This window comes from Microcoleus sp. B5-D4, from assembly GCF_036705145.1.
Classification (GTDB): Bacteria; Cyanobacteriota; Cyanobacteriia; order Cyanobacteriales; family Microcoleaceae; genus Microcoleus.
On the sequence record NZ_JAUBTV010000027.1, the window covers coordinates 1 to 15,654 of the forward strand.

Sequence of the window (15,654 nt, forward strand, 5' to 3'; positions counted from 1 at the left end):
TTTTCTCCTGGCTCCTGACTCCTGACTCCTAACTCGAATTTCTAGCGGAGGGCGGCTTTCATTGAGATGCTCTCTCTTGTAGAATAAGGTTTAACCTAGCTCTTTCAAGCCTTCTAATTTTCAAGTAATTCGCTTAGAAAATACCAGAGTTTTTGTTCATTGCTTAATCCCACTACACGAGATATTGCTGGTAGTGTTTTACGCTTCATATTAGAAAATTCCCACATGAAAGTAATTAAAAGTCTCACAAGTTCTCACTTATGGAAATAGTATTTGGTAGGCTTTGTATAAATCACAGTAATCGTCGATCCTCAACAAATTTTATCGTTACGGCGGGTTCTCCGAGCTTCAACATAGTCGTAAAGGGTTTACGGCACTTTCTATTTTTATGATCTCAGGAAAGTGATGAAAGAGCGTTACCTTAGAGTCGCCGAATTTCCCTAACTAATTTTATGCAGGAGCCAACAGTAAGTAAATATAATATTTAGAGAATAATGTCGTGCACCTAAGTAACTATTCTCGTTAGTATGGCTGACGCCAGGCTAGGCTATCAGCTCATGTGTTTAAGGCGAAGTGTAAAAAAAAATCAGCAATAAAACCCTATAAACTCATGTTCATGCGTACTACGGCTCTCACTCTAATAGAACTCAGGACTGCGATCGTCCGGGAACCCTTGGTGGTTTCGCCCGATACGACGGTGATGGATGCGATCGCCCAAATGAGCGGCGTGCGATCGCTCTGCAACACCGCTAGAACGGCGGATGGTCAACTCGACGACCTCCACAAGGAGGCGCGATCGAGCTGCGTGTTGGTAGTCGAAAACGAGCAATTAATCGGCGTACTGACCGAGCGAGACGTGGTGCGGCTGAGTGCCCATCAGCGTTCCTTGGAGAATTTGGTGCTCCGGGAGGTGATGGCACACCCCGTCGTCACCCTCCGCGAGTCCGCCTTCACCGATTTATTTTTTGCGATTAATCTGCTCCTGCAGCACCACATTCGCCATTTGCCCATCGTGGACGAGCTCGATCGCCTAGTGGGCCTAGTGACTCACGAAAGTCTGCGCCAAATATCTCGACCGATCGACCTGCTGCGGTTGCGTATCGTAGCAGAAGTGATGACCCGCGAAGTGATTTGTGCTGCGCCAGATTGTTCCCTACTGGCGATCGCCCAACTTATGGCAGAGCATCGCGTCAGTTCCGTGATGATTGTGCACCCAGGCGGAATCTCTGCTGAACCGCTACAAATTCCTGTGGGGATTCTCACCGAGCGGGATATTGTGCAATTTCAGACATTGGGCTTGAACCTGGAAACCTGTCTAGCTCAGGCGGTAATGAGTACGCCGATTTTTGGCGTTAGATCCGACGATTCGCTCTGGACTGTGCAGCAGATCATGGAGCAGCGATCGATCCGTCGGTTGGCGGTGACGGGGGAGCTAGGAGAACTATTAGGCATCGTCACCCAGAGCAGTTTGCTGCAAGCCCTCAACCCGCTGGAGCTATACAAGCTGGCCCAGAAGTGGGAAGAGAAGGTGGTGCGCCTAGAGGCGGAAAAGGTGGCGCTGCTGGCAAATCGCAACCTTGAGCTCCAGCAACAGGTGGAAGCTCGGACAGCCGCTCTCAACACCAAGGTACAACGAGAGAAATTACTCGCAGACTTGGCCACCCAAATTCGCTCGTCCCTAAGCCTGCAAACGATTTTGGATACGACTGTGCAGCAGGTGCGGCAAGTGCTCGGCTGCGATCGCGTCAATATTTGGCGGTTTGAAGCCAATAGGGAAATCATTGTCGTGGCAGAATCCACCGACTCGTCCCTGTCTATGTTGGGCCAACGGGTCAATGAGACCTGCTATAAGCAAGACAATCCTGAGATTTATCGTCAGGGATATGTTCGCGTCGTACCAGATATCTCCACAGCCAACATATCAGACTGTCATCGGCAGATGCTGATCCGCCTCCAGACACAAGCCAAAATGGTGGTGCCGCTACTGTGTGGCGATGAGTTATGGGGCTTGCTCAATGCCAGCGAAAGCCAACACCCCCGCGACTGGCAACCGGAAGAAGTTGAACTGATACAAGCCTTATCAGTGCATCTGGCGATCGCCATTGGGCAAGCCACGATCCACCAAAAATTGCAGAATGAACTGGTAAAGCGACAGCGGATCGAAGCCACCCTGAGCGAGAGCGAACAACGCTACGCCTCCCTTGCCGCCGCCGCTCCGGTGGGGATTTTTCGCACCGATGCCGAGGGGCTATGTACCTATGTCAACGATCGCTACTTTCAGATCAGCGGACTCACAACAGGAGCCACTATCGGACAGGGATGGCAACAAGGAGTGCACCCCGACGATCGCGATTGGGTCATTGCCCAATGGGAACAATTCATTCAAGGTAACGACTCTTTTGAACTCGAATATCGCTTTCAACGTCCCGACGGTGAAGTAACGTGGGTTTATGGGCTGTGCGTCGCCGAACTCGATGCCAATGGACATCGGATCGGCTATATAGGCACCATTACCGACATTAGCGATCGCAAACGAACTGAAGTCCGCCTGCAAGAAAGCGAAGAACGCTACGCCAGCCTAGTGGAAGCCGTACCAGTGGGGATTTTCCGCGCCGATGCTAGGGGTAAGTGCATCTATGTTAACGATCGCTGGTTTCAGATCAGCGGACTCACCCCAAAAACCGCTTTCGGGGAAGGATGGCAACAAGGGCTACACCCCGACGATCGCGATCAGGTCATCGCCGAATGGGAGCAATTCATTCAAGGAAATCGCTCTTTCCAACTCGAATACCGCTTTCAACGTCCCGACGGTGCTGTGGCTTGGGTATATGGGCAGTCCGTTCCCGAACTGGATGCAGACGGGCAAGTAGTCGGCTATGTAGGAACTACTACAGACATTAGCGATCGCAAACTTGCCGAAACCGCCCTGATCCAGAGCGAAGCCCACAGCCGAGCCATATTAGCAGCAGTTCCCGACTTCATGTTTCGCATCGGTGCCGATGGTATTTATCGGGGGAGCGTGACAGCCAATCGTCAGCTCGACTTTCTCGGCGGTACAGATTTCGATACCCCAGGTGTGGCGATGGTGGATATGATCTCAGGAGAAATTGCGACGCGACATCTACACCACCTAGAACAAGCCTTACGGACAGGAGAACTGCAAGTTTATGAACAGCAGGTGCACATTGGCCCACGCCTGAAATATGAAGAGGTCAGAGTTGTCAAGAGTGGCGAAGATGAAGCCTTGTTTATGATTCGAGACGTTACGGCTCGCAAACAGGCTGAGCGACAACTCTACCAACTAAACCAACAGCTAGAAGCAAAAGTTGAAGAACGCACCCAAGAGCTTTGGCAAGTCAACAGCCTGCAACGCGCCATCCTCGATTGTGCTGATTACTCCATCATCTCCGTAGACCCAACTGGCATCATCCAGACCTTTAATGCCGCAGCCGAAAGGATGCTCGGTTACAGTGCAGCAGAAGTGGTCGGCAAAGCTACGCCCGCACTCATCCACGATGCAAATGAGGTAATTGACCGGGCATCATCACTCTCTGCTGAACTAGGGCAAAATATTCCTCCCGGCTTTGAGCTTTTTGTTGCCAAAGTACGCCAAGGTATTGTCAGCGAAGAAGAGTGGAGCTATATCCGTAAAGATGGTTCTCGATTTCCTGTGTCGCTATCCATCAGCACCCTCAAGGATGTCAATCAACAAATTATCGGCTTTTTAGGCATCGCCAAAGATATTAGCGATCGCAAACGTGCAGAAGCAGAACTACAGACAGTATCGGATCGCCTCGCTTTGGCGCTCAAATCAGGGGCGATCGGTTGTTGGGACTTCGATCTTGTACAAAACACCGTCTTTTGGGATGAGCGGATGTACGAACTGTACGGTGTCACAAAACAATCTCATTCCCCTCTGCCTTACGACATTTGGGCAAACCGACTACATCCCGAAGACCGCACCGCCACCGAAACATTGCTCCAACAAGCCCTCTTAGGACAAGCAGAATTTGATACCGAGTTTCGAGTGTTGCATCCCGATGGTAGCCTCCACTTTATTAAAGCCTATGGTGTCGTCGTGCCAGATGCCCAAGGCAATCCCCAGAGCATGATTGGGGTCAACTTTGATATTAGCAGAGGCAAACAGGCTGAACTCCAACGACAGCAGTTAATTCAAGAATTATCAGCCTTTAAACAGGCCTTGGATCAGTCTGCAATTGTGGTCATCACCGATCGCCAAGGGGTGATCTCCTACGTCAACGATCCCTTCTGTGCAATCTCTGGCTACTCCCGCGATGAACTCATGGGAAAAACCCATCGCCTAGTCAACTCTGGCTATCATCCCCCTGCATTTTTCCAAGACCTGTGGCAGACCATTACTAGCGGTCATGTTTGGCGCGGTGAAATTTGCAACCAGGCAAAAAACGGTAGCCTGTACTGGGTTGCTAGCACCATTGTCCCCTTTTTGGACGAAGGCGGGCGACCTTTTCAGTATCTAGCCATTCGCTTCGACATTACCGATCGCAAGTTTGCCGAAGCAACGCTTCGGCAGGAAAATACTTTCCGTCAACAAATTGTAGAAAACATGACTGAAGGGCTGTGCGTTTTCTATGAAGTTGAGGAGTTTCCATTTGTCCGCTTCACAGTCTGGAATCAGCAAATGCAAACAATTACGGGTTACACCTTAGAAGAAATTAACCGTCTGGGGTGGTATCACAGCTTGTACCTGAATAATCAAGAATCTCAAAAACAGACGATTGCCGACCTGAAAAAGATACGACAAGGGGGCAACTTAATCGCCGTGGAAAGGGAAATCCGGCGCCCAGATGGACAGTGCCGCACTATCTCCTTTTCCACTTCTATCCTATTGATGGATGATGAACATCTCTATGTGCTTGGCCTGATCCAAGACATTACCGATCGCCAACAGACAGAGCTAGAAAATCGCCTTTTGAAAGAACGCCTCGAATTTCTTCTGGCATCGAGCCCCGCCATGATCTATAGCTGTAAGCCCTATGGCGACTATGGAGCAACCTTCATGAGCAAAAATATCGAAGCCATTTTGGGCTACAAACCAGAAGAGTTTTTATCGGAATCTGGCTTCTGGGCTAACCATATTCACCCAGAAGATGCCCCTAGGGTTTTTGCACATTTATCGGCTCTCTTTGAACACAACACTCATCAGCATGAATATCGATTTTTGCATCGCGATGGTCACTACGTTTGGCTACGGGATGAGCTGCGTCTGCTGCGAGATGAAGAAGGCACGCCAATCGAGATTGTTGGCTATTTTGCAGATATTAGCGATGTCAAACAAACCGAAGAAACCCTAAAACGACAACTGGCAGCAATTGAGGCGGCGATCGACGGCATTGCCATTATGCAAGGAGATACCTACCTCTATTTGAATCAAGCCCATCTAGAATTGTTTGGCTACGAACATCCCCAAGAACTGGTGGGCAAAACCTGGAAACTTTTGTATTCCCAACACGAGTTAGAACGGTTTGAGCGGGAAGTCTTGCCGGTGCTGATGCGCGATCGCGCTTGGGAGGGAGAGGCGCTCGCCACCCGCAAAGATGGCTCTACCTTTGCCGAAGGGCTATCCCTCACCCTCACAGAGGATGGATTATTCATTTGTGTATGCCGGGATATCAGCGATCGCAAACAGATCGAAGCCCAATTAGCAGAGAGTGAAGCTAAATTCCGGCGGCTGGTAGAAGGGGCTAATGATTTGATCTGGTCATGTGAACCCGATGGGATGCTCACTTATTTGTCACCGCAATTCAAGACCATGTTTGGCTGGGACGAGAGTGAATGGATGGGTAAGTCGTTTATATCTCTGGTGCATCCAGACGATCGTCCTTTGGTGGTTACTGATTATCGGGAGAATATCAAAGTTGGTAAAAAGTCAAGTGATTATGAGTTCCGACAGCGCCACCGAGATGGCAATTATGTCTGGGTCAGAAGCAGCGCCACACCTGTTATAAATGCTGAAGGGGAATTGATTAGCATCCAGGGAATTTTATCGGATATCAGCGATCGCAAACAAGCTGAACTCGCCATGGAAAGCAGCGAAATGCGCTTCCGCCGAGTCTTTGAGTCCAGTGTGAGCGGCATGATGTTTGCCGATTTTCAGGGGAACATAATCGATGCCAACGATCGCTTCTTAGAGATGGTTGGCTACACTAGGGAGGAACTAAATGCTGGGATGATTCATTGGGATGCCATGACGCCGCCCGAATATGCCCACGCTGATGTTGTAGCGATGGAGCGCCTGATGCAGGAGGGCGCGATCGATTCCTTGGAAAAGGAATACTACCGTAAGGATGGCAGCCGGATTTCTGTGCTGATCGGAGCCGCACTTCTTCCAGGCTCAGAGGATCAAACTATTTGTGTATTAGTAGATATCAGTGATCGCAAACAGGCCCAGAAGGCTTTGCAAGAATCTCAGCAGTTTCTGCAAACGGTACTCGATACCATCCCGCTTTCGGTGTTTTGGAAGAATCGAGAGTCGGTTTTTTTAGGATGCAATCAGCAGTTTGCCAAAACTCTAGGCTTGCCATCTACGACCGAAAGTATAGGTAAAAGAGATTTAGATATTTGCCAGAAAGAAGTGGAGGCGAACGAGTATTGTGCGATGGATCGGCGGTTAATCGAAACGGGTGAAGCTATATTAGGGATCGAAGAAACGCTAACCCTACCCAATGGTAAACCAATATTTCTCGAAACCCACAAGGCTCCCCTGCGAGACTGCTCAGGTAATATTATTGGTCTGGTAGGCACGTTTCAGGATATCACCCATCGCAAAGAAGCCGAAGCGAGATTGCAACAACAAGCAAAACAGGAACGTTTGCTGGGAGCGATTACTAAACGGATGCGATCGTCTCTGCATCTCGACGAGATTCTCAATAGCACTGTTGAGGAAATCCATCAGGTATTGCAATCAGACAGAACGCTGGTTTATCGGGTTTTTCCTGAAGGGACGGGGGCTGTCATTGCTGAATCTGTTTCGCCAAATAGGCTTAAGCTTCTGGATATCCTCTTCCCAGAAGAGGTTTTCCCCGAAGAGAACTACGATCGCTATATCCAAGGAAAAGTGTATGCCCTCAACGATAGGGAAGATGAAAACGAGTCAATCTTACCCTGCTTGGTTGAATTCCTCGCAGAAATCCAGGTCAGAGCTAAACTCGTAGTTCCAATTATTCTGAATCAAACCCTCTGGGGGTTGCTGATTGTTCACCAATGCGATATGCCGCGCCAATGGCAAAACTGGGAAATCAATTTACTTAAACAAATTGCTAACCAATTAGCGATCGCCATTCAGCAATCTTACCTCTACGAACAGGTGCAATCAGAGCTGGCTATCCGCAAGGAAACAGAAAAGGCGATCGCTTTACAACTGCAACGGCAGCGAACTTTGGGAGCGATCGCCCAGCAAATTCGCGAATCGTTGGATATTAAGGAAATTTTGGCGACTGTGACACAGCAAGTCAAAGAAATCTTGCAAGGCGATCGAATCATCGTAATCCGGCTATTTGGCAATGGCAGAAGTCAAATAGTTGAAGAATCTGTGTTGACCGAGTTTCCCGCGCTCAAAAACCTTCACTGGGACGACCAACTGTGGTCTCAAGAAATCCTCAACCACTATTCCCAGGGCAAGCCCCGTATCGTCCCGGATATAATGACCGATATGGGGACTAATTGCTTGGTGGAATACGCAAGCGTTGGTCAAGTCAAGTCCAAAATGGTTGCACCTATCCTGCAAGAAGTCCGAAGCAGCGAAAGCCATAGAGGGGTTGCCCCTGGCCCAACCAACAAGCTCTGGGGGGCTTTAGTCGTCCATGCTTGCCGAGAAAAACGAGTATGGCAAGAGTCTGAAGCGCAACTCCTGCAACAAATTGCTAACCAGTTGGCGATAGCGGTTCAACAAGCTAGCCTATTTGAGCAGTTGCAGCAAGAACTCACCGAACGGCAACAAGCCCAGCAGCAACTCACCGAGCGCAACGAACAACTGGCAGTCTCTAACCAAGAACTGGCCCGTGCTACCCGCCTCAAAGACGAATTCCTCGCCAACATGAGCCACGAACTCCGCACCCCCCTCAACGCCATTCTGGGCATGAGCGAGGGGCTACAAGAGCAAGTCTTTGGCATCGTCAATGAACAACAAATCAAAGCTTTACAAACCATCGATCGCAGTAGCTCTCACTTGCTAGAGTTAATCAACGACATTTTGGATGTCGCCAAAATTGAATCGGGTCAAATGGATCTCGATTGCACCCCAGTTTCCATCAATCATCTCTGTCAATCCAGTCTGGCATTTATCAAACAACAAGCCCTACAAAAACGCATCCAGCTAGAGATTAAAGTGCCACTCAATCTGCCCGACATATTGATTGATGAACGGCGGATGCGCCAAGTATTGATCAACCTGCTCAATAACGCGGTAAAATTCACTCCTAACGGAGGACGCATCACCCTAGAAGTGAGCGCCGGGCCGCGCCGGGCAGACCCAGATTCTGCCGATTCCCCACCCCATTTTTGGGTCAAAGAGACTCTGCGAATTGCCGTCATCGATACAGGTATTGGTATTGCCCCAGAACATATCAACAAACTGTTTCAGCCCTTTATCCAAATCGATGGCGCCCTGAATCGTCAATATCAGGGGACAGGCTTGGGGCTTGCCCTGGTGAAACGCATTGTCGAACTCCACGGCGGGCAGGTGTTGCTCACCAGCGAGGTGGGTGTAGGAAGTTGCTTCACGATCGAATTCGAGGGCAGGCACGGGGGCACGGCCCCTACTGGTGCGCCATCCTCTGTTGACCTGGAATCTCAGACCGAAGCCCGCATCGAACCCAGTCAGACCGAACAGCAGGAAGGCTCTCCCTTAATCTTGGTGGCGGAAGACAACGAAGCCAATATCAGTACGGTGTCGAGCTACCTGAGAGCTAAAGGCTATCGCATTCTCTTGGCTAAGAATGGAGAGGAGGCGATCGCCCTGGCCAAGTCACAAAACCCCAATCTAATTTTGATGGACATTCAAATGCCTGGTATGGATGGTCTAGAAGCTATGGAGCAGATTCGCCTCGATCCTAGGTTAGTCGATGTGCCGATCGTTGCCTTAACTGCCTTAGCTATGACTGCCGATCGCGATCGTTGTCTTGCCGCCGGAGCCAATGATTACCTCACAAAACCCGTTAAGCTGAAGCAATTGGCAAGCACTATTCAACACCTTTTAACTTCCCTGGCAAGATAATTCATGAATGTACCATCTGTTTTGATCGTTGACGACGATCCCAATAATTTTGATGTGATTGAAACTCTCTTGAACGAGCAGGATTATCAATTGCATTACGCGGCCACCGGCCAAGAAGCGATCGCATCCCTCAACATATTTGATCCGGATCTTATTTTGCTGGATGTGATGATGCCAGGAATAGATGGCATCGAAGTTTGTCGGCAAATCAAAGCCATGCCAAAATGGCAAGCCGTTCCCATCATTATGGTGACAGCATTAAACTCAAAATCCGACCTTGCCCATTGTCTCACTGCCGGCGCTGACGATTTCATTAGTAAACCTGTAAATGCTATTGAACTACGTGCCAGAGTTCACTGTATGCTGCGAATTAAGCACCAGTATGACGACCTGCAAAGCTTACTCAAATTGCGGGAAGATATGGTTAAAATGGTAGTCCACGATTTACGCAATCCCCTGGCTGGTATCTTGCTTGGCTTGGAAATCCTAAAAAGCGTAGAGTATCCTAGAGAACAACAACAAAGGCAACTGGATATAATTTACTCGTCAGCACAAGCAATACAGCTATTAATTGATGATTTATTGCAAATTGCTTTACTAGAATCCGGTAAAAGTCGTCTCAATTACACAGAGGTTTATCTGTGCGATCTCGTAAAGTCTGCTCTATCAAATTTTGAAGCGATCGCTGCTCAAAAAAATCAGTCGCTGGTCGCTCAATTACCAGAAAAAAACAGTAAAAAAGTCTCCGTTGATGCCACCATGATACATCGAATGCTGGATAATCTCCTCTCGAATGCCATTAAGTTTTCCCCACCCAATAGTCAAATCATAGTGAATGTAGAATTCCTCACATCGGGCAAGGCCAAAATCCAGGTTATAGACTCTGGACCCGGTGTTTCTGATACATTGAGGCACAAAATTTTTGAGAAATACGAGATTGGAAATCTGATGTCGGATGTCTCTCAAATAGGGTTGGGTTTAGCTTTCTGCAAAATGGTCGTTGAGGCACATCGGGGCGAAATTTGTGTCAAAAACAACCAACCACAAGGTGCCATTTTTGAAATCACTTTGGCAGCATAGCTGACGAGTATCAGATGAAATTATAAAATTTTTACATTATTGAAATGGTGGCAATTATGTTTCAATTTTCTATTTTAATTGTTGATGATGAGCCGGATAACTTTGATGTGATTGAAACCCTGTTATCAGAGCAGGATTATCAATTGCATTATGCTGCCAGCGGGCAAGAAGCGATCGCATCCCTCGACATATTTGATCCCGATCTTATTTTGCTGGATGTGATGATGCCGGGAATAGACGGCATCGAGATTTGTCGGCAAATCAAAGCCATGTCAAAATGGCAAGCCGTTCCCATCATTATGGTGACAGCATTAAACTCAAAATCCGACCTTGCCTATTGTCTAACTGCCGGAGCCGACGACTTCATCAGTAAACCTGTAAATGCTATTGAACTGCGTGCTCGCGTGCATTCAATGCTCAGAATCAAGCAACAGTATGATAATATCCAGAACTTATACCACATCCAAGAAAATACCATCAGTGTCTTGGAAAGCACCCTCAATGAGCTGCGTGGCAACTTAGCTTCTACTCTATCCCACGAACTGAATACGCCCCTCAATGGCATCTTAGGCACGATCGGGTTGCTCAAGGACGATATCGAAAACATGGATATCGCCCAAATCCGTGAGATCCTAGGCTGGGCCCATGACTCTGCCCGTCGCCTAGAAAAATTAACGAAAAAATTCCTGATTTATTTAGGATTAGAACTATCGGCAAGTCAACAGCATAAGATCGAATCTGGCCAAGCTCAATTTTCAGCTTGCGCCATTGAAGCCCAGTTGAAATACCATGCTCAGAAGGTCAACCGTAGCAACGATCTGTTGTTAACGCTTGAGGAAGCGGAGATCGCTCTATCAGACCGATATCTATCAACGATTCTCCATGAATTAATTGATAATGCACTGAAATTCTCCTCACCAGAGACAACTATTAAAGTTAGTAGTCAAGTCCTAGGGGAGATGCTACATTTATCTGTACATGACTCGGGGCAGGGCATGACAGAGGAGCAAATTGCTAAAATTGGTGCCTTCATGCAGTTTGAGCGCAAGAAGTATGAGCAGCAGGGCAGCGGTATCGGCTTAAAAATTGTCATGAAAATTGTCGAACTGGCAGGAGGAGAGTTCTCAATTACCAGTATCTATAAAAAGGAAACAACGGTACATCTCACTCTGCCAATTGTCCGCAATTAGCAGGAGTTTTTATATCAGATCGATTTTTTATGAGGCTGCATAGAATGCGATCCCCCCTAGCCCCCCTTAATAAGGGGGGGACAAGATTCTTTTCAAAGTCAACCCCTACTCCCCTTCTTAAGGGGGATTTAGGGGGATCGAGATATGTGCAACTTCACATTAAATTGGTATCATATCGATTCCGGTTGCACCGTCCGTGATTGTTGACTATCGTGCAAGCGACAATTGCAGATTCCGGCGCGATCGCACTTTATCTGCACCCGCTACCACTAAAACCCCGCAAATCGCGCCCGCAGTGCGACAGAATCGGGATTTGCGGGTTCGCGCAGTACAATCGGGCGCTTCGCCATTTTAGACTTTAGATTTTAGATTTTAGATTTGCAATGACTGATGACTATCGGCGTAATGTAAAAATCAAAGCAGAACCCTTTTATTTGCCGCTTTCCTCATGCCTTTGCCGCGCCTGTTAACCTTAATTGCTGCTTTCTGCCTCACCCTGGGGCTGATTATTGGGCTGGTGAGTTCCTTAACAGGGCTTTACAGTCAAGTTGCGTGGTCTGCTTCTCCGCTGCTGGCTAATTTGCTGATTTTCCTGATAATTGTACTTTTGGGAACCCTAATTTTTGCGCTAGTTTACTATTTTAGGCTGCTGCAACGCCCTCAGAAAGTTAAGGGAAAACGGCCGATTACTCCGAAGATTCCTGTTGTGAAAAGTGAAGCTGCTTCGGAAAATCTTAAAGCAATTCGGCAACAAGTCGATCGCATTCAAGATGAAGTAGCGCGGCAAGCTTTGCTGTTGAGAGCCCGCGAAATTGAAGCTAGCATGGCTCGTGGCAGCGTTCGAGTAGTTGTTTTCGGCACCGGTTCTGCGGGCAAAACTTCCGCTGTGAATGCGTTGGTGGGGCGGATGGCGGGACAGGTGGGTGCGCCGATGGGAACTACCGAAGTTGGGGAAACTTACACTCTTTCATTGAAAGGAATCGATCGAGAATTAGCAATTACCGATACCCCAGGCATCTTGGAAGCGGGAGTTGCGGGAACATATAGAGAGGAATTGGCGAGGCAGTTGGCGGCGAGGGCAGATTTGATCTTATTTGTTTTGGACGGCGATTTGCGAAAATCCGAGTACGAACCGCTGCGGACTTTGGCGGAAATTGGCAAAAGGTCGATCGTGGTTTTTAATAAAGTTGACCTTTATCCCGACACCGACAGAGATGAAATTCTCACTAGGCTGCGGCAGCGAGTCAAAGGTTTTGTATCAGCAATGGATGTAGTTGCCATTAGCGCCAATCCGCAAAAAGTTGTACTAGAAGACGGCACAATTTTTCAGCCAGACCCGGATATTATGCCATTAATTCGGCGCGTCGCTGCGATTTTGCGAGCCGAAGGCGAAGACTTAATTGCGGATAATATTTTGCTGCAATCTCAGCACTTAGGAGACCAAGCGCGCAAGTTAATTGACGCTCAAAGAAGGCGGCAAGCTGATAAAGTAGTAGAGCGCTTTCAGTGGATCGGAGCCGGAGTAATTGCCGTAACGCCTTTGCCAGTTGTGGATTTACTGGCGACAGCAGCAGTTAACGCTCAAATGGTAGTAGAAATTGCCAAAATTTACGGTTGCGAATTAAATATCGATCGCGCCAAAGAATTGGCATTGTCTCTAGCAAAAACCCTAGCCAGTTTGGGAATAGTTGAAGGTGTAATTCAAGTAGTGTCAAGGGCCTTGCAGTTAAGCGTAGCGGGCTTTGTACTTGGCAAAGCAATTCAAGCAGTCAGCGCGGCTTATTTAACCAGAATTGCTGGTAAAAGTTTTATTGAATATTTCCGCCATGACCAAGATTGGGGCGATGGTGGCATCACCGAAGTTGTGCAAAGGCAGTTTCAGTTAAATCGGAAAGACGAGTTTGTCAAAGCATTTGTCAAAGATGCGATCGCCCGCGTTGTCGAACCTCTGAACATTTATCAGCAAGAATCGGAACCCGAATTAGAAATGTCAGCGGAATTGGAAGCAGAAATAGAACCCGAACCCTTGTATCCGCAGCCACAACAAGACGATTGGGAAACTTACAGCAACAAACGAAACGATGAGTGGTAATTAGTCATTAGTCATTAGTCATTAGTCGTTAGTCATTGTATCATGTCCGCTGCCACAAATGTAAATCCAGTCGGGGCGGGTTTCACCAACAATCTTTCATTCATAGGAGTTACGCTCATCAACCGGCTTGCTCTGAAAAATTTATGTCTATTTAATAGTCTTGGATGCACTTGCGACCTCAGAAACCCGGTTTCTTCGGAGATTTTTCGTTCCGAATCGAAAAAAATCGGAAAAACCGGGTTTCTCACCCCCAATGGGTAAGTTCTGTTTAATTGGATATGAGCTAATGACTAATGACTAATGACTAATGACTAAGGATTAATGATTGATTTCGCCCCACCAACAAATAAACCATCATTTCTCCTTTACCTTTAATCTCAACAGCACCGCGCTTTTTAAACAAAAATTTATCTTTTAAACGATCGTAAACTGCAGCAGTCACCTGAATTTCCCCCGGAATACCGCTTGATTCCATCCGCTGAGCAACATTTACTGTATCCCCCCACAAATCGTAACTAAATTTAGTTAAACCAATGACTCCCGCCACTACCCCACCAATATTTATCCCAATGCGGAGACTAAATTTGTGATTGTTTTGGACATTGAAGCTAGCGACAGCAGCTTGCATATCCAGTGCCATTTGGGCGATCGCAATAGCGTGATTTTCTTGCGGTTCCGGCAAACCACCAACTACCATGTAAGCGTCACCCATAGTTTTGATTTTCTCCAAACCGTGCCGTAACGATAACTCGTCAAATAGACTAAAAATTTGATTCAGAACTTTCACCGTTTCTGCCGCAGTTTTTTGAGAGGCAAAATTCGTAAATCCCACCAAATCGGCGAATAAAACGCTGACATCCGAAAAGCTGTCAGCAATTATGCTTTGTCCCTCCTGCAAGCGCTCTGCAATCGGTTTCGGCAAAATATTTAATAGCAATTCTTCAATTTTTTCTTTCTGAGACTTTGTTTTTTCCAACAGCAAGCGCGTTTCCCTTTCTGCCTGTTCCCGATAGGCGATTTCCTGCTGCAACATCAGATTTTTATCTCTCAGTTGCAACTCTAGTTCCCGCAGTCGCAATTGATTTTCTACCCTAGCTACCACCTCTACGGTTTGAAAAGGTTTAGTAATGTAGTCCGCCCCGCCAGCATTAAAGGCTTTCACCTTCTCAGAAGCTTCTACCACAGCAGTCAGAAAAATAATGGGAATGCCACGAGTGCTAGCGTTCGCTTTCAAGCGACTGCAAACTTCATAGCCATCCATATCGGGCATCATAATATCCAGCAAAATCAAGTCAGGCTGAGCCAAATCCACAGCATCGAGTGCCTGTTGACCGCTAGATGCAGCTTCTACTTTATAGCCTTTCCTGGATAAGATCAGCTCCATTAACAATAAATTGTTAAGACTGTCGTCCACAATTAAAATACTGCCCCTTAATTTTTCTGAAGATGGTTGATTCATCGGCTTGCTACGGGCTTAGTTAAACTTAATAAACTTAAGATTTATTGAAATTTATAAATTACGCACGGGTGCGTGGAAACCGAACTTTTTGGACGGAAAAACGCATTGCCGAAGGCAAGCAAGAGGAAAAAAAACAGGTTTGTGAGGGCATGATTGCCTCCTCAAGTCAAATTATACTAATTTGTCAAAACAGCGAAAGCTGGGGCTAAAATTTCATATTGCGGATAAATTCGATCGCCCAGGGCGTCGATTGATTGACTGGCGAATTGATTCACTGCTTGCTGGCTGGTTTTGAAACCAAAAATATGCCACAAGCCCCACCGTTGCAATTGGCACTACAAAAGACAAAAGAGACTACCCGGACACTTTGCAGGGGTAATTTTCCCGAAATTCTGACGCGGAGCTGGATTCAAAAGTACGATCGACATCTTGGGCGGTTGAGAAATGGGCGTGATTTTTTAATCTGATGCTCCCTGAGTCTCCAGTGCCGCATTATATTAAGAAATATAACAATATTTTTACAGATGGGGGAGACTCCGGGGGGAGCAAGTCAATCGATTTTAGATTTTAGATTTTAGAT

Annotated in this window: 5 protein-coding genes; 4 read left to right on the forward strand and 1 reads right to left on the reverse strand. The window is 47.4% G+C overall.

The window, feature by feature from the left end; genetic code table 11:
- Positions 1–610: 610 nt before the first annotated feature.
- From QUB10_RS14785 to QUB10_RS14800, 4 genes are all read left to right on the forward strand, one after another.
- Positions 611–9,253: a PAS domain S-box protein gene (locus tag QUB10_RS14785; RefSeq protein ID WP_333203210.1), complete on the forward strand. Its 8,643-nt coding sequence runs from the start codon at positions 611–613 to the stop codon at positions 9,251–9,253.
- 3 nt (positions 9,254–9,256) lie between these two features.
- Positions 9,257–10,333 carry a response regulator gene (locus QUB10_RS14790; protein ID WP_333203212.1) on the forward strand — a complete coding sequence of 359 codons (1,077 nt, stop codon included), beginning with the start codon at positions 9,257–9,259 and terminating at the stop codon, positions 10,331–10,333.
- A gap of 56 nt (positions 10,334–10,389) precedes the next feature.
- Positions 10,390–11,523 (forward strand): hybrid sensor histidine kinase/response regulator, encoded by a 1,134-nt coding sequence (locus tag QUB10_RS14795; protein WP_333203214.1) that lies wholly within the window; start codon positions 10,390–10,392, stop codon positions 11,521–11,523.
- A gap of 448 nt (positions 11,524–11,971) precedes the next feature.
- Positions 11,972–13,615 (forward strand): GTP-binding protein, encoded by a 1,644-nt coding sequence (locus tag QUB10_RS14800; RefSeq protein ID WP_333203216.1) that lies wholly within the window; start codon positions 11,972–11,974, stop codon positions 13,613–13,615.
- Positions 13,616–13,919: 304 nt separating this feature from the next.
- Here QUB10_RS14800 and QUB10_RS14805 read toward each other — a convergent pair whose 3' ends face one another.
- A complete protein-coding gene (locus QUB10_RS14805) occupies positions 13,920–15,074 on the reverse strand; it encodes an adenylate/guanylate cyclase domain-containing protein (RefSeq protein WP_333203218.1) in 1,155 nt (384 codons plus the stop codon).
- Between the last annotated feature and the right edge of the window lie 580 nt (positions 15,075–15,654).

Coding starts and splice junctions, on each gene's coding strand:
- QUB10_RS14805 (WP_333203218.1), bottom strand. CDS start 15,074: ATGAATCAACCATCTTCAGAAAAATTAAGGGGCAGTATTTTAATTGTG.
- QUB10_RS14785 (WP_333203210.1), top strand. CDS start 611: ATGTTCATGCGTACTACGGCTCTCACTCTAATAGAACTCAGGACTGCG.
- QUB10_RS14795 (WP_333203214.1), top strand. CDS start 10,390: ATGTTTCAATTTTCTATTTTAATTGTTGATGATGAGCCGGATAACTTT.
- QUB10_RS14800 (WP_333203216.1), top strand. CDS start 11,972: ATGCCTTTGCCGCGCCTGTTAACCTTAATTGCTGCTTTCTGCCTCACC.
- QUB10_RS14790 (WP_333203212.1), top strand. CDS start 9,257: ATGAATGTACCATCTGTTTTGATCGTTGACGACGATCCCAATAATTTT.